This window comes from Shewanella nanhaiensis (assembly GCF_019457885.1).
In the GTDB taxonomy this organism is placed as follows: Bacteria; Pseudomonadota; Gammaproteobacteria; order Enterobacterales; family Shewanellaceae; genus Shewanella; species Shewanella nanhaiensis.
This window is the reverse complement of sequence record NZ_JAHZST010000001.1, coordinates 25,598-47,631: the sequence shown is the minus strand read 5'-3', so window position 1 is coordinate 47,631 and position 22,034 is coordinate 25,598. Positions and strand designations below refer to the sequence as shown.

The following is a 22,034-nucleotide window of genomic DNA, read 5'->3' as shown; positions in this document are numbered from 1 at the left end:
TAAATAAAATTTAACCTACAGCGTTTGCTGCTCTATTTCAATCATGGTTATATCACTTGAAACCTTAGTACTGTTTTCAGCTTTTCTGGAGCGACTTTACGAGGATCGCTAAGGTATATCTCTCGGTGTACCTTAGAGCGGCGTGTCAAGCCTTGGGCTTGTGCGAAAGATTCCATCTCTTCGAAGGTGTGAGACTCATTCTCAAATGGTCCCAAGTGCAGCATTTGAATGCATCTTCCCTCGGCAATGGTTGTAAACTTTACCTGTTCTAATAGCGGATTATCTCGCTTGCTCTTTACAAGGTGGAGCATCTCTTCATAGAGGGCTGTGTCGACAAATTTAGGTTGGCGGATCATCAGCTGATAGACCAAGTCTTTCTTATCTATTGTGCCTAAGAAATCTGCTTTAGCCCTGTCATTGATATCCCAAATACCCTCTAACGGGTAGACGGTGAAATCGAAATAGCCACTTGGTTTTGTCGTCATTGTTTTAGGATGCATCTTTATCGTATAAGCCAGAGAGTAAAGCGTGCCGATATACTCTGTAAATACCGCATCTTCGGGGCTACCTTCGCCTGACAGAGTGATGAAGTTTGACGGCGGAACTTCAAGCAACTCGGGCTTATTTTTGGGGATATAGAGACTCTTTTCCTTTTTACGCCACTCATATTTATCAGACATGGGTTCTTCCTTAATTATCTGTTATTTGAATACAATAACACTGCGCAAGCAGTGAGTAAGTAAGGAGTTAGTACTAGTTGGTTATCTTGCAACATTGAGAGGTGATGGAGAAATTGAACTGGCGGTTTAATCAGGCATTGAATCAACAGGGGGCTTTATCGTGCCCCCTTAGTACGGCTAACTGAGAACTTACTCTGGCGCAATCTCAGGGTGTTTGTAGGCTTCACGATACTTATCCACCCACATGGATGTGGCACCACAGATGGCGACTGGCATCACAATAAAGTTGACGATCGGGATCATTGAAAATAGGGTGACCGCGGCGCCGAAACTAAAACTGCTCCCTTTGGTTTGGTTAAGGGCAAACTTCATATCGTCGAAGGGAACTTTATGATTATCGAATGGATAATCACAATATTGAATCGCCATCATCCAGGCACTGAACATAAACCAGATTATCGGTGCAAAGGTTTGCCCGATAAATGGGATCCAGAATAGAATCAGACAGATAATTGCTCTGGGTAGGTAGTATTTAAGTTTTTTCCACTCTCTACCTAAGATACGCGGAAGATCTTTAACAAGGTCAACCGTGGTGCCTGTGTTGAGATCTTTTCCCGTAAGGTGCTGCTCGACCTTCTCGGCCAATAAACCATTAAAGGGCGCGGCCAACCAGTTCATTACTGAGCTGAATAGAAACGAGAGCACCACAAGTAAGGTGAGCACAGCTAGTGGCCACAAGAGGAAGTTTAGCCAACTTAAGTAATCGGGCAGTTGAGAGGATACCCAGTTAAACATCAGTTCGAGTTGGCCGATGGCGAAGTAGATAACGCTCGCGAATAGCACTAGGTTTATCATCAGCGGGATAAACACAAAACTTCTTAGCCCTTTGGTTTTGATCAAGCTAAAGCCATCAAGAAAATAGTTAACGCCACTTTTTTTGGGTCTTTCAGCAGTTTGGTTCATAAAGTCGACACAATAATTAATTAGAAGAATGCTTAAATGGATTGTGTTCCAGTCAGATGGTGATGACAAGCAGTAAATAGACCCAAGTACAATAAAAACGTTACAAAATACTGCTCGCTTTGGTAAAGTAGCCCCCAGAAAATCAATACTCAAAAAGCTCTGTTCCGCTAATTTGCGACTATTTTTAAATTAGCTGAAAACGACCTAACTGGCACCATGAGACTCAAACAGATAAAACTTGCTGGATTTAAGTCGTTTGTCGATCCAACTAAGATCCCATTTCTCAATCCCCTGTCTGCCGTTATCGGCCCTAATGGCTGTGGTAAGTCCAATATTATCGACGCCGTACGTTGGGTATTAGGCGAAAGCTCCGCTAAACACCTGCGTGGTGATTCGATGGCGGATGTTATTTTTAATGGTTCTACCGCCAGGCGACCTGTTTCCGTGGCCAGTGTAGAGCTGTTATTTGAAAACCAAGATGGGCGACTATCGGGTGAATATGCTAGCTATCAAGAGATCGCTGTTAAACGACAAGTCACTCGTGACGGAGACTCAAGTTATTTCCTTAATGGACAGAAGTGTCGCCGTAAAGACATTACTGATCTCTTTATGGGAACAGGCCTTGGTCCACGTAGTTACGCGATTATTGAACAGGGGACTATCTCTAGACTGATTGAGTCTAAGCCTCAAGAGCTGCGTGTCTTTATCGAAGAAGCGGCGGGGATCTCCAGATATAAGGAGCGTCGCCGTGAAACGGAAAATCGTATTCGCCACACCCGTGAAAACTTAGAGCGACTGGCTGACATCCGCACCGAGCTGAGTCGACAGTTAGATAAACTGGCCGAGCAAGCGTCGGCGGCAAAGCAGTATCGAGAGTTAAAGCAATCTGAGCGTAAGTTAGATGCTGAGCTTTCCGTGAGTCGCTTTAGTGAGTTAACGCTTCAAATGGAGAAGTTAACCAATGAGATTAACCAGTTAGAGGTGGAGCTGGCTGAATTTCTTGCGCTAAAGGAGAGTACCGAACTGAGCTTAACTCAGCTGAAGATTCAGTTGGTTGAGCTTGATGGGCAGGAGCAGAAGCGAGTTGAAGATTTTTATCTTTCAGGGACCCAAATCGCAAAGCTTGAGCAAGATCTAAAACACAGACAGCAGCAAGATGCTCATATTGATAAACGTATCGAAGATATTGTGGCGAAAGTTGCAACTCAGCTTGAACAGCTTAAAGCAGATGAAGCGCTTGCGGCCAAACTCTCCAGTGAGCTTGCGGATAAAGCGCCGACCTTTGATAACTTGAGTGATCAAGTTGAAGCGTTCAAGTTACAGCTGACGGAGAAAGAGTCTCAAGGTGAAATCCAGTCTCAAGCTTTGAGCCATCAAAAAGAGCTGGTCTCTACTTATCGGCTTGAGCAAGAGATGAGCCGAGGTAAGTTAACCAATCAGCAATCAAAGCTAGAACACAAGTTACAGCAGCAGATTAAGGTGAAGCAGCAGCTCGAGGAGCTGGCCACTCAGGCCAATGACTCCGAACAGCGTCAATCCGAAGAGCTTGAGCAGTTGAGTGAGGAGTCTAGCATTCAGCAGGAGCTAATCGATGAGCTAGATCAGCAGTTCGATATAGCCAATCAGACTCAGGTTAAGTTAAAAGCGAAACAGGAAGCATTAAACCAATCTTTAGCCGAGGAGCGTGGGCGCTTCTCCTTAGTATCTAAACTGCTTCCCGATGAAACTGACACACAAGAGCAAGCTTTGTGGCAGATACTCGATGTACAGCCCGGTTGGGAAAAGGCGGTTGAGTTACTGTTTGATGGATTGTTAAAAGTGCCAGCTTCGCAAGAGAGCTGTGAAGCAGGTTTTGCGCTATTTGAACAACAAAATTGGCATGGCGTCACAGCCAATGCCAACTTGTCTCCTTGGCTTGCCAATGTTCACTGGGTTGAGTCGTTAGCGTTAGCCAAACAGCAGCTTGAGTCATTAGCGGAAGATCATCGTATCGTTACTGCTGATGGCTATCTGCTCGGGAGAGGCTTCTGCATCAAAAAAGGGACAGATTCGTCATCGCTTGTTCAGCTAAAGCGTGAGCAGGAGGCGCTGGAAGCGAGTATTACGGAGTCAGAGATTCTGTTAAAAGAGGTTAATCAAAGCAGTCATCAGCAGAAGGCGCTGCTGGAGTCCTTGACACAGGAGTTGAAACTCGGGCATGTTCGATCACAGCAGCTTAAACTCTCCATGGCTGGACTGAGTTCTCAATTAGCAGCTTCTAAGCAAAGAGCGGCAGAGCAGAAGGTGACGCTTGCAAAGTTAGAGGCCGAATCGCAGCAACTGCAGCTTGATATCGAGCAGACCCAAGGCGAGGAGCGTTTATTGGTTGACACCTTGAGCCAAGGTGAAGCCTTGTACAAAGAGGCGAGTGCATCGTTAGCCGTACTTGATGGTGAGCATCAAGCGCACCTGACTCAAGTGCGCACCCTAAGAAGTCAGATTGATGAGCTTAAGCAGCAACAGAGCCTTGCTGGTAATAGTATTCAATCTTTAAAGACTAAAGTTGCTTTAAAGGAGCAAGCGGTTTTCCAGCAAAAGGAGCGCATAGATGAGCTTAAGCTGGCTAAACTCGCACTAGAGCATCAACTGGTTGAGCAAGACAGTCAAGGTGATGGTCAGCTCAGTGCATTAACTAAACAGTTAAATGAAGCATTGGCGCAACAACAGGTTAAGCAAGATGAGTTAGCGCAATTACGACAGCAGCAAGCGCAAGTGCAGGAAGCGAGCGATAGCGCAGGATTAAAGAAAAAACAACAGCTTGGAAAGATAGAACGCTTGACTCAATCTATCAGCACGTTAAAGTTACGTCGAGAGGGAATAAAAGGTCAGGCCGACAGTCAATCTATGCAGTTAAAAGAGCAGCAGATTGAGGTGGAGCTAGTTCAGTCTACTATGGATATGAATATCACTTTAGCTGCAAGACAACGAGAGCTTGAGCGGATCAGAGCGAGAATTGTCCATCTCGGCGCGATTAACTTAGCTGCGATTGAGGAGTTTGAGCAGCAGAGTGAACGTAAATCTTATTTAGATAGCCAAGATGCCGATCTAACTAAGGCCTTGACCAGTCTAGAGGAGGCGATCCGTAAGATTGATAGGGAGACAAAGACTCGCTTTAAAGATACATTCGATAAAGTAAACAAAGATTTAGGTTTACTTTTTCCAAAAGTCTTTGGTGGTGGTAGCGCACACTTGGCATTAACCCACGATGATCTGCTTGAGACCGGTGTGACCATCATGGCAAGGCCGCCAGGTAAAAAGAATAGTACAATCCACCTTCTTTCTGGTGGAGAAAAAGCGTTAACCGCTTTATCATTGGTGTTTGCGATTTTTAGACTGAATCCAGCACCTTTTTGTATGCTAGATGAAGTTGATGCGCCTTTAGATGATGCCAATGTCGAGCGTTTTTGTCGCTTGGTCAAAGAGATGTCACAAAGCGTGCAGTTTATCTATATCAGTCATAATAAGATCACCATGGAGTTGGCGGATCAGCTGATAGGTGTCACTATGCATGAGCCGGGAGTTTCACGTATAGTTGCGGTAGATATTGAAGAAGCGGTGGCGATGGCCGACGCGGTATAACAATTTATAGGAAAGACAGGGTAACCAATGGAAAATTTGCAACTGGTATTGTTTGTATTAGGTGCGATTGCAATTATCGCGGTACTTGTGCATGGTTTTTGGTCCATCAGGAAGCAGCAACCTAAATCGTTAAAAGAGAGCCCAATGTCAGGGTTCTATAAAGATCAAGCGTCAGTAAGAGACTCGCAAGGGTTTGATGCCGACGGTATTGGTGAAGTAAGAGTAAGAAAAGAGGTGCCTGTTACAGGCAGGGAAGAAAAAGAGGATAAGCCGGTTCAAGAACCCGCTTTTACGGCCGCGCCTAGTCGCGATGTAGAAGATACGCGTCAAGAGCAAGCGTTTGCTTTGAGCGATGAGCCAGTGCAACGTGCTGCTCGTCAACGTCAAGAGCCAGTCCTCTCTATGGGGTCAAACGCTAAAGATGATGAAGTTCAGATGGAGTTAGGTTTAGGACAAGATAGCCAAAGCTCACTGTTTGAGACTGTAGAGCAAGAGAGCGTGGTTGAGCCGACTCCTGAGCCAGAGGTGAAAGCTGAAGAGCCGTTAGGTGAGCCTAAAGATGTCTTGGTGTTACACGTGGTGGCCAATGAAGGTGAAGAGCTAAATGGTGCAGAACTACTGCCTTGTTTATTATCATTAAACTTTAAGTTTGGTGATATGGATATTTTCCATCGCCATGAAGATAATGCAGGTACTGGTAAGGTGCTCTTCTCATTGGCCAATATGGTTAAGCCTGGTGTCTTTAATCTGGATAACATGGAGCAATTTACCACAGAAGGTGTCGTGCTATTCATGACCTTGCCTTGTCATGGTGACCCATTGATGAACTTCTCAATCATGTTGAATTCAGCTCACCAACTTGCCGATGATGTTGGTGGTCGACTACTCGATGGCGGACGAGCAGATTGGAGTGAAAGTACCAAACAGCTTTATCTGCAGCGTATTCGTGCTCAGCTTGATTAATCATACTCACTGGTAAAGATTAAATTAGAAAGGCCGCCTTGCGGCCTTTTTCACGTTTAACTGGAAATATAAAATGCACGCGATAGAAGAGATCAAACAACTAACTGAGACAATCAATGAGCATAATCACAGCTACTATGTTGAGGATTCACCCAGTGTTCCAGATGCTGAATATGATCGTTTAATTAACCGCCTTAAGCAGCTTGAAGGGGAAAATCCCCACTTGTGTCTGCCGACCTCTCCAACCCAGAGAGTGGGTGGAATGGCGCTGGCTAAGTTTGATCAGATAACTCACCTTAAACCTATGCTCAGTTTAGACAATGTGTTTAGTGAGGAGGAGTTTGAGGCTTTTTATAAACGCATCAGTGATAAAACCAGTGAAGCACCAAACTTTTGTTGTGAGCCTAAGCTCGATGGATTGGCGGTAAGCATACTCTATCGAGATGGTGTGTATGAACGTGCTGCAACTCGTGGTGATGGCACCACTGGCGAGGATATCAGCGAAAATGTACGCACAATTCTCTCTATACCACTTAAGCTACGTGGTGATAGTTTCCCACCTCTTCTTGAGGTGAGAGGCGAGGTTATTATGCCTAAGAAAGCCTTTGATGCTCTCAATGATAGAGCGAGAGCTAAAGGTGAAAAGCTGTTTGTTAATCCAAGAAATGCGGCAGCAGGTAGCTTGAGACAGTTAGACAGTAAAATTACTGCTAGCCGAGCTTTAGGATTTTACGCCTATGCGCTTGGAGTGGTTGAGCCTGAAACATGGGCGTTGGCTGACACCCACTATGACCAGTTAATGCAACTTAGAGCTTGGGGATTCCCTGTTAGCGCCGAGGTAAAACAGTGCGGTGATGTTAGCTCTGTGGTGGCTTACTATACCGACATCATGACTCGCCGTGACTCCCTCGATTATGAGATTGATGGCGTGGTGATCAAGGTCGACAGTATTGAGCATCAAGGTCAGTTAGGTTTTGTGGCTAAAGCGCCAAGGTGGGCTACAGCCTTTAAGTTTCCCGCCCAAGAGGAGATGACACTGCTCGAAGGCGTCGATTTTCAGGTCGGACGCACTGGCGCTGTAACCCCTGTAGCGAGACTTAAGCCTGTGTTTGTCGGTGGGGTGACGGTATCGAACGCGACCTTACATAATGCCGACGAGATAGCTAGGCTTGGGGTAAAAGTAGGGGACACCGTTATTGTTCGCCGCGCGGGTGATGTGATCCCACAAATTGTTGCCATTGTTGCTGATAAACGTCCCGATGATGCTCGTGCAATTGAGTTTCCTGATTCTTGTCCTGTGTGTGACAGCATGGTTGAACGTGTTGAAGGTGAGGCGGTGGCACGTTGTACTGGCGGTCTGTTCTGTGAGGCGCAGCGTAAAGAAGCGATTAAACATTTCGCTTCTCGCAAAGCACTAGATATTGATGGCATGGGCGATAAGGTTGTTGAGCAGCTGATTGACAAGGAGCTGGTTGAAAGCCCAGCAGATCTGTTTAAGTTAACAGCATCGGCAATCACTATGTTAGATCGTATGGGGATGAAGTCGGCCACCAATTTAGTGGCGGCCATTGAAGTGGCTAAGACCACCACATTTAATCGTTTCTTGTACGGACTAGGAATTAGAGAGGTAGGAGAGGCGACCGCAGCTAACTTGGCGAACTACTTTAAGACCTTAGATAAGCTTAAAGCGGCCGATGCCGAGAGCTTTATTAAGGTCGATGATGTGGGCACTATTGTGGCTCAACACCTAACGCACTTCTTTGCTCAGCCTCATAACCTTGAAGTGGTTGATAAGTTAATTGAAGCGGGGGTCAACTGGCCCGAGATTGAAGAGGTCGCTGAAGAGTCGCTTTCGCTTAAGGGACAAACCTGGGTGTTAACAGGCACATTAACCCAGTTAAATAGGAATGATGCGAAGGCAAGACTTCAGGCGCTTGGTGCTAAAGTCGCTGGCAGTGTCTCAAAAAATACCGACTGTCTAGTGGCAGGCGAAGCTACTGGCTCTAAGCTGACAAAAGCTCAAGACTTAGGGGTCAAAGTTATCGATGAAGAGGCGCTTTTGCAGTTACTCTCCGATAGCGAATAAATATCATACCTCTCTGGATACCGCAACTGTGCAGTATCCAGACTCCCGTTTCTCTCCTATTCATCCTTCATAGCGCTTTCCTTTGTAATATCGCGTAATACGAATATCTAACCTTTTTGGCTAGTTTTAGTGCTGCTTGTCTCTAGCTGTTTAAGGGATAAGTTTCACTATTATCTAATAGACATAAAAGGAATTTCCCCATGAGTAAAGAAAATCAGGTTGGACTATTTCGCGTTTCCTATGTGATCTCCCCTTCAGTTGCTGGACATCCCTTATTGGGGGCAACTCAGCTTAGGCTGGAGCTAGTGGTTAATACTGTCGATAAAACAGTGAATGGCGTTGGTCATGTTTTTCAATCGACCAATCCACCTGTGAATGTGATCTCACAATTCTCTGGTGAATGGTCCTATATGTGTACCATGGATTCGTGCAACATCTTAGTTGTTGCAGATGGCTTTGACTTCTCATCCATTCTTATTGGTGGGCATCCAGTCGAGCATAAAAATGCAACACTGCGCATGTCGCTTGGTGAGGATTGGCAGTCAGGTGTGGCTAATTTCTCATACCTTTACGAAGGTGAGTGGTATGAAATTGAGGCGGCTCAAGTTGTCGTTTCAAATGACGAGACCCAGCAGAATCTAGATGCGTTGACCACATTTACCACGGCTAATAAGCCAAAAGTCTCGGTGCAGTAATAAGTTAGTGGGTCATCTTCTGTAGCCCTTGGTTAACTTTGCCTAGGGCTATTTATTTAGTAAGGATTGAATTTACCTGATTAGTCACCATATGAATATAAAGAGACTGATAAGGTAAGTTCGTGAATTTTAGCAATATCACTTGGCTTGATGATAATGGCCATATAAAACCACCAATATATCTGTATTTCATCTTAATATTTCTTGCCAGAGGTTGGTGTATTTTTATCGCTTCGTTAACTCAGGCAAGTGATCGTGCAGGTTTAGTCGCACTTTTTTACCCACAAAAAGCTGATTTCATGATGGCATTAGCGGCTGGAGCGGGCGCACTGCTGCTTTATGGTTTTATCATCGCAGAGCGCAAACGTTCGCCAGCTTGGGTAAGGCCTTTGTTTAACCAGTTTAGGTGGGTGTTACTTCTGCTGTTGCTGGTGGATGGCGGCTTGTTAATTGAAAGAAGCATTAACTCACACTACTTATACAGTTGGAGCATGGGATTGGATGGATTAATTCTTTTTTGGAGTTTTATCTATCTATTTAAATCTAAACGTTTGAGTCACTACTTTTCTGATTGGAAAAAAGAGGAGTGATCTCTGCTTAGTTTAGCGTTTCATTTTGATAAAAAATAGCGCTGCTAAAAGCTGCGCTAAAGGATCTTTACTTAACGTAATAGAGACGTGAGGTCACAACACCCTGTCACGATCCTAAGTCTTACAAATACCTTGTTAAATCAATCGATAATACCTTGATATCTTCAACAAAAAAGGACAATTGACAGCAACACTCTTTAAGGTGACAAGATGGGGTCTCTTAGTCACCTCTAAGAACAGAAGAACTATAACACTAACCCTTATTGCATACAATATCCTTTCTGGTTTTATTCTAAACATACCTCTTTAGCTCATCAACTTAACCTCATTGATACAACTTACAGGGTGAAAGTGCGGGTATTTTATATGCTGTATTTATCTATTTATTCTAATTTATATATTAAAATGTAATGAATGGGTGGGTTATTGATGTTGGAGTTGCGGTAAAGTTCAGTTAATTATAAATTGTTTGAAATTTAGCTTATTACAAATTTCTCAATGATCTATAGTTATCTCATTAAGTTAAGTAGGTTTTTATTTAGAGTATTATACTTAAGTTAGCATCAGGTCTGAAACTAGACCCATTTACCGAATATTTCTCATTCTAACTTGTCTATTGATAGGGAGTTTAACGGGTTGGCTAGAGCCGAGCAGGTACATTTACCCTTAACTAAGTTACAGATTGGACTCACAATTAAGCTGCCACTGTCATGGAAGAATCACCCGTTTCTGTTTAATCGTGTCCAGATTAAAGAGGAAGCGCAGATTGAGTTGATTAAAAGCTTAGGGGTTCCCTATGTGATCTTGCTATCTGGCCATGAGCTTCTGCCAGAAGAGGAGGAGATCAGCAATGATAATGTTGAGGAGGTTAAGCAACAGACCCCAGAAGTTGATATTAAGATGGAGGTGCGCAAATCCTTAAGACTCAGTCAGCAAAGGTTCATTAAAAGTGTCAACGATACTCGCACAGCGTTTAGCAAAACAGGCAGCGATCCTGAAGGGGCCTATCGTAGCTCTGCTGCAATCGTTGAGGAGATGCTGGAGCACATGTCTGAAGTTGAACTTCCTGAACTTGCGCTTGTTAGTGCAGGGGAGTCCGACAGTAGTATCACTCAACATGGGATCTCCGTTGCTGTTGTCGCCTTGATGATAGCGAAAACCATGAACTTAAATATGTCCGATATGAGAGATATCGCCTTAGGCTGTTTGTATCATGATATTGGTAAGCTAAAGGTGCCGGATACTATCCGCCGTAAGCGGGGGGCGCTCACAGATCATGAGGCCAACTTTATGAAGATGCACCCTAATTTTGGCTATGACATGATGAGCAAGTCTGGGCTTTTCCCTGAAGCCGTACTCAATATTATTCTTCATCATCATGAGTTTATCGACGGATCCGGTTATCCAGATGGTTTGGAGGGCAAGAAAATTCCACTTCCCACCCAGATTGTCAGTCTGGCAAATGATTTTGATAGACAATTATGGGCCGAGAGTGTCCGCTCCCCCCAAGTGGCCTTAGGTTATCTGTTTAAAAAGCGGGCAGGGAAGCATGATGAAGCACTCATCTCCAGTTTAGTGAAGATCTTAGGGATCTATCCTCCAGGCACTATAGTTCAGCTCTCAGATATGAGCGTTGGCAAGGTGATGATGACGACCAAGGAGGTTAAGCAGCCGCAAGTGTGGGCATGCGAAGAGGATGGCAGTGAGTCAAATTTACGCTTCTTAATTCAGGAGAAAGTAACCGTTGAGAAGGTGTTAAAGGTTGAAGATCTGTCTGAGGGCGCGGTGAAAACATTGCAACCTGAGATGGGAATTAGCTTCTATTTCAACAGTGCACCAGAGAGCTAACTCAACCTTAATTGCAGTTCTTTCTTACTAGTATCCTAATACTGCATTCGCTATGATGTCTCAAATTGTAGCTGTATCGAGTTGACCTTGAAGATTAACACAGTAAGTATTGTAGGTTGTGGCTGGTTTGGTTTGCCACTGGCAAAAGCGTTAGTGAAGCAGGGTTTAGCTGTCAGTGGTAGCAAAAGAAGCGCCAAAGATGCGTTGGCCCTTGGGCTAGACAATATCTGTGGATTTGTCTTAGATCTGGATAGCACGGACGGTAATCAAGCCCAACTCAATGCTAAATTACGCACCGATGCGATAATCATTAATATCCCTCCATCAATTCGAAAGTCTCCCGGCGCCTATATTCGACGTTTAAAGCAGTTAAAGCATCTTATTGCAGATCATCAATACCAGAAGCTTATCTTTATCAGCACTACTGGTGTGTACCCCTCATCCGAAAAGCTCGTGACAGAACAAGATGCACAAGCCCACTCTGAGGCTAGTGAGGTGTTACTGCAGGCAGAGTCGCTCTTTAATCAGGCTAGCAATGCCTGTGTAATACGTTTTGCAGGGCTCGTCGGACCTGCAAGACACCCTGGGCGATTCTTAGCCGGTAAAACTGAGCTTGCTGGTGCAGACTCTCCAGTGAATATTGTACACCTCGATGATTGTGTCGCTGCAGTTGCTTGTGTGCTATCGAGTGGTAAGGTCTCCGATACCTATAACCTTTGCGCCCCAAGCCATCCGACTAGAAAAGAGTTTTATACTAAAATGGCGCAGTCACTCTCTTTAGTTGAGCCTGAGTTTGGTGATACTGAGCAAGCAGGTAAGGTCATTGATGGAAGTAAAATCTCAACTGAGCTGGGATTTGAGTATCAACATCAAGATCCGATGAAGATCAGTTTTACGTGCTAAGTGTTTTTAGATAGTCATATTAATGGAGATAAGATGAGATCAATTACAAACCCTTTAATGGCGTTGCTTCTTCTTTTTACCGCTATGTTGTCAATGAGTGTTGATGCTAACCCCTACGTGGAGGGAGTCGATTATACTCAAGTATCTGGGATCCCAGAGTCCAACACTCCAGTAGTAAGGGAGTTTTTCTCCTATAACTGTCCCCACTGTTATCGCCAAGACCCTCTTTTTGAGGAGACTGAAGCTCTGCTAAAGGGCAAGGTTGAATTTGCTAGGACACCTATTGGTGCGGGGCGAACCAGCTGGATCTTGAGCCAAGAGGCTTATTATTTAGCTGAAAAGTTTAAGATGGCTTCTCAACTTCATGGCAATATTTTCAAGCGGATACATGAGAAAGAGGGCGCATTTACCCGCAAGGATCAGCTAGCTGAGTACTTTGTTAAACAAGGGGTTAAGCGTGAGGATGTGGACAAAGCCATGAGCTCTGCCGATGCAAGCTTAGCTATCTCTAATTATGATACCCAAGCGCAACTTGCTGGAATACGCGGTGTGCCTTCGTTACTGGTAAACGGAAAATACCTTATCTCTTCAAAACACAGAACGGCAGAGGAACTCGCTGATCTGGTGACCTACCTATCTGAGCTTGAGGATAAACCTTAGTCCTCATTAAAAAACCGCAACCAAGCTCTTGGTTGCGGTTTTTTGTTTGAGGGACTTGTTTAAACGTAATTAGCGAGTATTACTTGTTTTCGAGTAAGATTTTCCTTTGCCACTGGCTGTTGAGTTGCTAGAGACTGTTAAATTTTTGGCGTAGTTAGAGAGGACTACCGTATTATTACGTTGACCTGAGGTGATACCTGAAGTGCGTAATCTCTCATAGACAACTTTTTTGATCACACTACTGCCACTGAACTCTGAGCGGTAGTTGTTATCTTTAATGGTGGCTGTGTTGGTGTTGTCGATAAATAACGCTGGCGCATTTTGTGCCTGCTCGTTGATTGTATTGTTAGTTATGGTCAGATCTTTATTGCATTTTAGTGTGCTGGCATTGTTCTTGATTGCGTTGTAAACCAAAATTGCTGGGCCGTGAAGCTGCTGTACAGCCGTGTTATTTGAGATGGTGACTGATTGGCTGCATTGTGAATTGTGCTCAGCATCGCCACCCATCCAGATCCCTGAGTTACCATTGCGGCGTACAGTGTTACCTGAGATGGTACCGAATGACGCATTGGAGCGAATAGCTCGGCCCTTGTTATGTTGCAAAACATTATCTTTTATTTCAAAGGGATTGCTGCTGGTACCAATCGTTGCGTTACGGCTGCCAATATAGTCACCAGTGACAGAGTTATTGATGCTCTTGTTAAATGTGATTTTGATATTGCCGTCACTTAGGCTAGTGATATTCGTTACTTTTAACCCTTTATCTTTCTTGCGAGAATCAGCTTTATCATAGATGTCCACTATGTCACCGTTGCTGATAAATTGCCCTTTTTTCTCATTTATCGTCGCTGTATTACCTGAAACTGATGTTAGGTCTGTGCCTCTTGCAAACAGGCCTAAAGAGTCATCGGCATTATGATCTATTGTTGAATTTATAATTTTTAACCCTCCTCGAATCGCTTGGAAGATATAACCACCTGCTGTACCAGCCATGAGTGGATTTACATCGGTGCTGTTAATCTTTTTACGGCGGTAATTAACGTTATCTAAAGTAATATTACTGCCGCCGTTTTGACCTCGGACAGCTACTGCTGGGGCGTTGGATAACTCCAGATTCTTCGCTGTTACATTACTGGTATTAAAAAAGTAGAGGGTCTCACCACCCACTTTAGGGGAGAGGGCTACCTTTAGATTACTATTGGTTCTGTGGTTATTATATAGATAGGTCGAATCTGTCTTGCTTATACCTGATAACTCATAACGATTCCCACCCAGATGGCGGGAGTCGGTGAACTTCATGTCTGACGGTACTTTTTCATAAGTCGTATCACCATTAAAAGTGACGATATAACTTTTGTCTGTACTATCACGGATAAACTGCTCTGGTGCACTATAACCAGTATCTAATTGAATAACTGCCGTTGAGTCGCTTTTAGAAGTGATGGAGCTCGCTTCAAGTTTACCTTGGGTAAATGGGTATTTGTCATGGGTCAATGAGAGATTGTTGATGCGAACATTATTGCTATTAAAGAAGCTAATGCCGTTAAGTCCGGTGGTGTTGCCATCAATATTTTGATTAAACCCAATGAATTTAATGGTGGTGTTATTCGTACCTGCTCCTTTGATCTGTAGATATTTACTTGAGGTTTTATTGGCGATGGCAATGCGGGAGTTGTTGAAACTGTAATTTTTACTTGAGTGTTTACTTTTTGCGCTAACAGTTACAGGGGCTGCAAAATTAAAACTGCCGTTACCAAATACGAGATCAACATCTTTACTTGTGGATTGTTGAATGGCAAAGTCTGTAGCGCCTTTCATGCAGGCACTATTGTCTGTGTTTGTTTTTAAAACCCCCCAATCCTTTACGTCAATTTTACAGTAGCTTGTACTGCTACCTGCACTACATGTATTGGGTGTTGAGCAGGCAAAGGCTTGTCCTGCTAATGAGGCGCCGATAAGTGCCAGCACGCTTGTTGTTTTTCTCATACGTTTTCTCCATACAATGGTTATTATAATCTTATTTGTATGACAAATAACCTAGCATAGATGAAGATGAAAAAGCGAAAAAAATATTTTTATTGCAATTTTGCAGGATTTATCACTGGTGGTTCACTATTTATAGCGGTTGCTATGGATGGAATGTGGCTTAATCCCTATTAATAAAGATTGAATATGTAGTATGAAACCTTATTACTCTACCTGCTTTTTACGTTTCTCTTTAATGAAAGGCGTATCAATAGGGGGGATAAAAGTTCTCACCGAATCATTATTATTTACTCCGAGAAAGAGTAATCACTCCTTCTATCATCTTAATCGCAAGCCCGCTCATTTAGTGACTCTCGCGCTGAAAGTAGGCGAAGAATGCCACTAATCTTGACGATCTGTCTCCTACCTTAGTCTAACGTTTACCGTTCAAACACTAATAACTTTACGTGGACGTCAACCCGTAAGTGGTTGTTATATAGTAACAATACATAGTTGTAATACGAAAGTTGCCGTGTGCGTTAGACTAAGGTCGCGATTGTTGTTGTCTTGTTGCTTGATAAATTAACTGAGACTTAAATATAAAAATCATCACAGAGGAGTCGCTATGAGTTTTGAAAGCAACGACAAAGCGGAAGGTTACTGGCGTGAAAACTTACGTTTAGTGCTTGGCTTATTAGCCATTTGGGCAGCAGTTTCTTTTGGCTGCGGTATTTTATTGGTAGATGTGCTCAATGAGTTTCATTTCATGGGCTTCAAATTAGGGTTCTGGTTTGCACAGCAAGGTGCAATGTACGTGTTTGTGGCGCTGATTTTTGTTTATGTCGCTAAAGCGAATGCATTAGACAAAAAATACAATGTTCACGAAGACTAACATATAGCCTAGATAAGGAGCGGTGAGATGGATGTACAAACTCTAACGTATTTAATCGTGGGCGCAACGTTTGCCCTCTATATTGGAATTGCGATCTGGTCCAGAGCCGGATCGACAAAAGAATTTTATGTCGCAGGTGGTGGTGTCCATCCTGTGATGAATGGTATGGCGACAGCGGCCGATTGGATGTCTGCAGCGTCATTTATCTCGCTTGCCGGTATCGTTTCGTTTGTCGGGTATGATGGCTCTGTATACCTGATGGGTTGGACGGGGGGTTATGTTCTGCTAGCGCTTTGTATGGCACCTTACCTACGTAAGTTTGGTAAGTTTACGGTACCTGACTTTATCGGCGACCGTTACTACTCGCAAGCAGCACGTACCGTTGCCGTTGTGTGTGCCATCTTTATCTGTTTCACCTATATCGCGGGTCAGATGCGTGGTGTGGGCGTGGTATTCTCACGCTTCCTCGAGGTTGATGTTGAAACCGGTGTATATATTGGTATGGCCGTGGTCTTCTTCTACGCTGTACTCGGTGGAATGAAAGGCATTACATACACTCAGGTTGCACAGTATTGTGTGCTTATTTTCGCTTTCATGGTGCCAGCTATCTTTATCTCTGTGATGATGACAGGCCATGTATTGCCACAAATCGGCTTTGGTGCTGAGCTTATTGATGCTGCGGGGAATGGTACCGGAGTCTACTTATTGGATAAGTTAGATGGCTTATCGGCTGAACTCGGTTTTGCGCAATATACCGAAGGCTCTAAGAGCATGATTGATGTGTTCTTTATCACTGGTGCCTTGATGTTTGGTACTGCTGGTCTACCTCACGTTATTGTCCGTTTCTTCACTGTACCTAAAGTAAAAGATGCACGTGTATCAGCGGGTTGGGCTCTTGTGTTCATCGCTATCATGTACACCACTGTTCCTGCTCTTTCAGCTTTCTCTCGTGTAAACATGATTGAAACTATTAATGGTCCAGAATCAACGGGTGTTTCTTATGAAACTGCGCCTGAGTGGATTAAGAACTGGGAGAAGACAGGGCTTATTACATGGGATGATAAAAATGCTGATGGCAAGATCTACTATGCTAAAGGCGCTGAAAATGAGATGAAAATTGACCGTGATATCATGGTCTTGGCAACGCCTGAAATTGCTAACTTACCAGCTTGGGTTATCGCACTGGTAGCAGCAGGTGGCTTAGCGGCGGCATTATCAACTTCTGCTGGTCTGCTGCTCGTTATCTCAACCTCGGTCTCTCATGATCTGTTGAAGAAGAACTTTATGCCGGATATCTCAGATAAGAAAGAGTTGATGTTTGCTCGAATCGCAGCAGCGCTCGGTATTGTGATGGCAGGTTACTTCGGAATTAATCCACCAGGCTTTGTGGCCGCGGTGGTAGCGATAGCCTTTGGTTTAGCTGCATCATCACTGTTCCCAGCGATTATCATGGGGATCTTCTCTAGAACCATAAACAAAGAGGGGGCGATTGCTGGTATGGTCATTGGCTTACTGTTCACCGCCTCTTATATCGTGTTCTTTAAGTTTGTTAATCCAGAGATTAACAATGCAGATCATTGGTTTATGGGGATCTCTCCTGAAGGTATCGGTATGTTAGGTATGTTTGTAAACTTTGCTGTTGCCTTTGGTGTGAGTAAAGTGACGGCTGCAGTTCCTGCTGATGTTGTGGAGATGGTTGAGTCAATTCGTTTCCCTAAAGGGTCTGGCGAAGCACACGACCACTAAATGATATGACTTTATGTTACTGAGTAAAAGAGCGCTTAGGCGCTCTTTTTTGTTGTCTGTCATTCAAGATTCATTTGTCCAGCTTATGATCATAATGAGCGCAAGGGGATGTATTCATCAAAAGTAACCTTAGATAATTTCGCCTTTAATTTTTTAAGGCTTAATGATATGAAAAAATGTTTACTCTTGGCTGCACTCTTTATGACCTTTATCTCTCCTGATCTGCTTGCGCAGAATTTACTTAAAGATGCCGTGCGCTTGAATCGGGATATTAAGGAGAGTAAGGCTGAGTATAAAGATGATCTTCGCCGTACTGAACATAAGTTGAAAAAGGCGAAAAAGAACGCAAAGGAGTTGGCCGACGGTAGTTACACTAAACATCAGTTGAGTAAGGCGGAGCGCAAAGCCGCAAAGAGAGTTGAGAAAATAAAAGATGGTTTAGATCCAAGAGATGAGATTAGTGACAAGCTTCGTCGTGATATTAAGCGAGAGAAGCGTAAAGCGGTAGATAACTGGCTAGCTGAGTAAGCCGCTTTATTTTGTTGATTAACTCTGTTACCTATCTAGCTCCACTCTGAGCTTTATCAAGTAAAGGACGACACGTATGTTTAGAATCATTGGAACCATCACCCTCGTTGCCGCATTGAGTGCCTGCAGTCAGGATGAAGCGACATCTTTGCCAAACAATCTCCAAGCTGAGGTTGTTCAGCAAGGTATTGATGCCAAGCCTTACCAGCTACAGCAGACTCTTTTCTTTGGTGGCGATATCCTGACCATGGTTGGTGATAATCCCGAGTATGTCGAAGCTGTTGTTGAACGTGAAGGCAAAATTGTATTTACCGGCAGCCAAGCTGAGGCATTTAAACGCTTTGAGGGGAAGGCAGAGCAATACGATCTAAAGGGCAATACTCTGATGCCTGGTTTTATTGAGCCTCACCTTCACCCCTCAATTGCAGCGTTGATGTTACCGAACGAAGTGATAGCGCCACATGATTGGGTGCTCCCAGATGGTGTGAAAAAAGGTGTGCAAACCCCTGAGGGTTACATTAAGCGCTTATCGCAGTCGATTAAAGATAATGCTAAATCTGACAAGATGTTCTTTGTATGGGGTTATCACCAGCTTTGGCATGGCGAGTTAAACCGTGAGACTCTCAATAAGCTTTCACCTGATAAGCCCGTTGCGGTTATTCATCGCTCATTTCATGAGATTTTTCTTAATGATAAAGCCATTGAGATGTTTGGTATTAAAGAGAGTGAGTTTAGTGGCAATCCTCAGGTCGATTGGAAAAGTGGACATTTTTATGAGGGAGGCTGGTTAGCTTTAGTACCTAAGATTAGCCATATTCTGGTTGATCCACAGTCATATAAAACTGGTCTAGCTAAGATGACCCAACTTATTCGTAAAAATGGTATTACGACAATAGCTGAGCCAGGCTTTCCCAGCTCAGATTTTAAGATGGAGTATGATCTGCTTAAGCTGGAGATGGATAAAAAGCCACCTTATGATGTTTACCTGATCCCTAACGGCACTCAGCTGTACGCCATGGCGGGAAATGATAATCAGAAAGCGATGGAGGTGATGGAAACCCTGCCAGAGCAGTACAATACAGACAATATTAAGTTTCTGCCTAAACAGGTTAAGTTGTTTGCTGATGGCGCTATCTACTCTCTTTTGATGCAGATGAAAGAGGGTTATCCCGATGGCCATCAAGGGGAATGGATGACACCATTGACTCTGTTTGAAGAGCAGCTGAGTCTGTATTGGCAAAATGATTATAAGATCCATGTTCACTCCAATGGCGACCTCGGTATTCAGCAGGTGCTTGATTACAACGTAGAAGATCAGCAGCGCTTCCCTAAAAAGGATCACCGCCTTACTTTGCATCACATGGGATACTTTACTGATAAGCAAGCCGATGAGATTGCAGGTTTAGGAATTGAGGCGTCAGTTAATCCTTTCTATCTTTGGGCGTTAGCAGATAAATATGCAACCGACGGTTTAGGGACTGAGCGTGCAGAGTCGCTGGTTCGGGTTAAATCGCTAACAGACAGAGGAGTGCCTGTTTCATTTCACTCAGACTTTGCCATGGCTCCGGTCGAACCGCTGACCTTAGCTTGGACTGCTGTTAATCGAGTGACGGCTAACAATAGAGCGCTTTCTCAAGAGCAACGTATTGATGCCTATACCGCGATGAAAGCGATCACTTCGACGGCTGCGAGAACGTTAAATCTTGAGAAAACCATTGGTACAATTGAAGAGGGGAAAACCGCTAATTTCACGATATTAAAGGAAAATCCATTAAAGGTAGAGCCTATGGATATCAAAGATATTGCTATTTTAGGCACGGTTTTTCATGGTGAAACTCTGGTCAATAAAGCGAACAATCTAAAGCATTAATAACACCTGTTTAATCTAGTGGCTTAATAGGGTCAAATGGACCCTATTAAGCCCCAATTTTTCTCCTCTACACTGTATAAACTTTAAAGTGAACTGCTCTTACTCCATTAGTCGAATACCTGCATTAGGTTGAATTTGGTATTGTTTTATTATCTCAAATTGTGGCAGTCGATCTATGGATGCAAGTGAGCTTCAACCCATCACAGATTTTATTCAAGGGCTTGTCCCCTTCGATACATTGTCTAGTTCGACGCTAGATCTATGTTGCAAAAGTTTAAGTGTTGGCTATTACAGCAAAGCATCTGCCTTTGTTCCTTTGGATGAAACAGACCCTCAGCTTTACATTGTCCGTAGTGGCGCTTTTGAGGTAAGAAATGATGATGGGGAGCTACTTGATCGATTGGGAGAGGGGGATTATTTTGGTTTCCCTTCACTCCTGTCAGGTGAAAAAGTCAGTAATCGGGTGCGCATTTTAGAAGATGGTCTAGTTTATCACTTGGACCCTGATACCTTCGATTATCTGCGTGTTGAGAGCCGGCAATTTGATCGCTTTTTTAACCGTGCTTTCGCCAAACGCCTTCGTCATCAAGCTAGGTTTAAAGCGAAAGAGTTAACCACGACTAGCCGAGTCAGCTCCTTGATGTCGAATAACCCTCTTATCATCGATATCAACGCCTGTGTCAGAGATGCGGCGAAGAAGATGCGTGAGGCCAGAGTCTCCTCTGTGCTGGTAATTGATAACCATAAATTGTGTGGGATCTTAACCGATAGGGATCTGCGAAATCGCGTGTTGGCAGAAGGGCAAGATGGCAGTTTACCTGTACATCAAGCCATGACCACTCAGCCAAAGGTGCTCAGCTCTAACGCCTTAGTGTTTGAGGCTATGCTCTTGATGAGTGAGCATGGTATTCATCATCTGCCCATTGTCGATGATGAGAGAGCGGTTGGCGTTTTGACCAGTACCGATATTCTACGTGGGCAAAGTTCGCAGCCTCTGCTCTTGATTGGCGAAATAGAGCGCCAAAACAGCTTAGACAGTCTTATCTCTGTGAGTAAACAGATCCCACTGCTCCTACAAAACTTAATCAGTGCCGATGCTAGGGCAGAGGAGATTGGTCGGGTACTGACCTCTGTCACCGATGCGTTGACACGTAGATTGATCATATTAAACCAAAAGCTGCTCGGTGAAGCGCCGATGGCTTTTTGCTGGCTGGCCTTTGGATCTCAGGGGCGACAAGATCAGGCCGCCTGTTCAGATCAGGATAACGGTTTGCTGCTTGCCCATGAGCCAGATGAAGCGGCATCAGGCTATTTTGAGGCGTTAACAAAAGCTGTGTGTAGCGGTTTAGATAAGTGCGGCTATATCTACTGCCCAGGCGATATTATGGCGCAAAATCCCAAGTGGCGTTTGAGCCTCTCCCAGTGGCAAAATCGGTTTGCTAGTTGGGTGAATACACCTGAGCCTAAAGCCTTAATGCATGCCAGCATCTTTTTCGATATGCGCTCGGTGTTTGGCCCCGCTTCCCTGTTCGATAGCTTACAGGACAAGGTACTAGCAGAGACCAAAGACAATGATATTTTTCTGGCTGGAATGACAAATAACTCGCTGGTCGAGTCGCCACCTTTAGGTTTTTTTAAGAAGTTTGTGCTCGAACGTGATGGTTCTGAAGTAAAGGGGATTGATCTTAAACATAAAGGTAATGCGCTGATTAATGACATCGCACGTGTCTATGCCCTGTCGGCAGGGATTAAAGAGGTTAATACGGCAAAACGGATCCGAGTGTTAATGGAGAAAGATATTATTAACCGCAAAGATGCACTTAATCTTGCCGATGCCCATGAGTTTATCGCTCATATGCGGCTCTCTAATCAGGGGTATCAACATACTCACACTATGCCCATATCTAACTATTTGCAACCCAAGCACCTCTCCTCTTTAGTCAGGCATCAATTGAGGGATGCTTTTAAAGTCGTTCATGATGCTCAGTCCGGTATAAAACTGAAATTTACTCGGAGTTTCTGATTTG

Annotated in this window: 16 protein-coding genes; 13 read left to right on the top strand and 3 right to left on the bottom strand. The window is 44.0% G+C overall.

The window, feature by feature from the left end; genetic code table 11:
• Window positions 1-47: 47 nt before the first annotated feature.
• On the bottom strand, window positions 48-680 hold the full coding sequence (locus K0625_RS00195) for a GyrI-like domain-containing protein (protein ID WP_220107821.1): 633 nt from the start codon (window positions 678-680) through the stop codon (window positions 48-50).
• Window positions 681-869: 189 nt separating this feature from the next.
• A complete protein-coding gene (gene cysZ / locus K0625_RS00190) occupies window positions 870-1,643 on the bottom strand; it encodes a sulfate transporter CysZ (protein WP_220107820.1) in 774 nt (257 codons plus the stop codon).
• Between the two features lie 216 nt (window positions 1,644-1,859).
• On the opposite strand from cysZ, the gene K0625_RS00185 reads away from it, so the two are divergent.
• The 8 genes from K0625_RS00185 to K0625_RS00150 all read left to right on the top strand — a co-directional run bounded on the left by K0625_RS00185 (window position 1,860) and on the right by K0625_RS00150 (window position 13,006).
• A complete protein-coding gene (locus K0625_RS00185) occupies window positions 1,860-5,261 on the top strand; it encodes a chromosome segregation protein SMC (RefSeq protein WP_220107819.1) in 3,402 nt (1,133 codons plus the stop codon).
• A gap of 27 nt (window positions 5,262-5,288) precedes the next feature.
• Window positions 5,289-6,224, top strand: coding sequence for a cell division protein ZipA (zipA, locus tag K0625_RS00180; RefSeq protein WP_220107818.1), 936 nt, complete (start codon window positions 5,289-5,291; stop codon window positions 6,222-6,224).
• A 73-nt stretch (window positions 6,225-6,297) separates the two neighbouring features.
• Window positions 6,298-8,310 (top strand): NAD-dependent DNA ligase LigA, encoded by a 2,013-nt coding sequence (ligA, locus tag K0625_RS00175; protein ID WP_220107817.1) that lies wholly within the window; start codon window positions 6,298-6,300, stop codon window positions 8,308-8,310.
• A gap of 200 nt (window positions 8,311-8,510) precedes the next feature.
• A complete protein-coding gene (locus K0625_RS00170) occupies window positions 8,511-9,005 on the top strand; it encodes a DUF1842 domain-containing protein (protein WP_220107816.1) in 495 nt (164 codons plus the stop codon).
• A 122-nt stretch (window positions 9,006-9,127) separates the two neighbouring features.
• Window positions 9,128-9,595, top strand: coding sequence for a DUF2919 domain-containing protein (locus K0625_RS00165; protein WP_220107815.1), 468 nt, complete (start codon window positions 9,128-9,130; stop codon window positions 9,593-9,595).
• Window positions 9,596-10,231: 636 nt separating this feature from the next.
• Complete coding sequence (locus K0625_RS00160; RefSeq protein WP_220107814.1) at window positions 10,232-11,443, top strand: HD-GYP domain-containing protein; 1,212 nt, start codon at window positions 10,232-10,234, stop codon at window positions 11,441-11,443.
• A gap of 87 nt (window positions 11,444-11,530) precedes the next feature.
• On the top strand, window positions 11,531-12,346 hold the full coding sequence (locus K0625_RS00155; RefSeq protein WP_220107813.1) for an SDR family oxidoreductase: 816 nt from the start codon (window positions 11,531-11,533) through the stop codon (window positions 12,344-12,346).
• A gap of 33 nt (window positions 12,347-12,379) precedes the next feature.
• Window positions 12,380-13,006 (top strand): thiol:disulfide interchange protein DsbA/DsbL, encoded by a 627-nt coding sequence (locus K0625_RS00150; RefSeq protein WP_220107812.1) that lies wholly within the window; start codon window positions 12,380-12,382, stop codon window positions 13,004-13,006.
• A 69-nt stretch (window positions 13,007-13,075) separates the two neighbouring features.
• Here K0625_RS00150 and K0625_RS00145 read toward each other — a convergent pair whose 3' ends face one another.
• A complete protein-coding gene (locus K0625_RS00145; RefSeq protein ID WP_220107811.1) occupies window positions 13,076-14,992 on the bottom strand; it encodes a hypothetical protein in 1,917 nt (638 codons plus the stop codon).
• A 604-nt stretch (window positions 14,993-15,596) separates the two neighbouring features.
• Here K0625_RS00145 and K0625_RS00140 point away from each other — a divergent pair.
• The 5 genes from K0625_RS00140 to K0625_RS00120 all read left to right on the top strand — a co-directional run bounded on the left by K0625_RS00140 (window position 15,597) and on the right by K0625_RS00120 (window position 22,030).
• Window positions 15,597-15,863 carry a DUF4212 domain-containing protein gene (locus K0625_RS00140; RefSeq protein WP_012325450.1) on the top strand — a complete coding sequence of 89 codons (267 nt, stop codon included), beginning with the start codon at window positions 15,597-15,599 and terminating at the stop codon, window positions 15,861-15,863.
• A gap of 27 nt (window positions 15,864-15,890) precedes the next feature.
• Window positions 15,891-17,609 carry a sodium:solute symporter family protein gene (locus tag K0625_RS00135; RefSeq protein WP_220107810.1) on the top strand — a complete coding sequence of 573 codons (1,719 nt, stop codon included), beginning with the start codon at window positions 15,891-15,893 and terminating at the stop codon, window positions 17,607-17,609.
• Between the two features lie 168 nt (window positions 17,610-17,777).
• The gene (locus K0625_RS00130; RefSeq protein ID WP_220107809.1) at window positions 17,778-18,137 is read left to right on the top strand and encodes a hypothetical protein; all 360 of its coding nucleotides are present in this window, start codon (window positions 17,778-17,780) and stop codon (window positions 18,135-18,137) included.
• Window positions 18,138-18,213: 76 nt separating this feature from the next.
• Window positions 18,214-20,007 (top strand): amidohydrolase, encoded by a 1,794-nt coding sequence (locus tag K0625_RS00125; RefSeq protein ID WP_220107808.1) that lies wholly within the window; start codon window positions 18,214-18,216, stop codon window positions 20,005-20,007.
• A 175-nt stretch (window positions 20,008-20,182) separates the two neighbouring features.
• Window positions 20,183-22,030, top strand: coding sequence for a DUF294 nucleotidyltransferase-like domain-containing protein (locus K0625_RS00120; RefSeq protein WP_220107807.1), 1,848 nt, complete (start codon window positions 20,183-20,185; stop codon window positions 22,028-22,030).
• Window positions 22,031-22,034 lie beyond the last annotated feature (4 nt).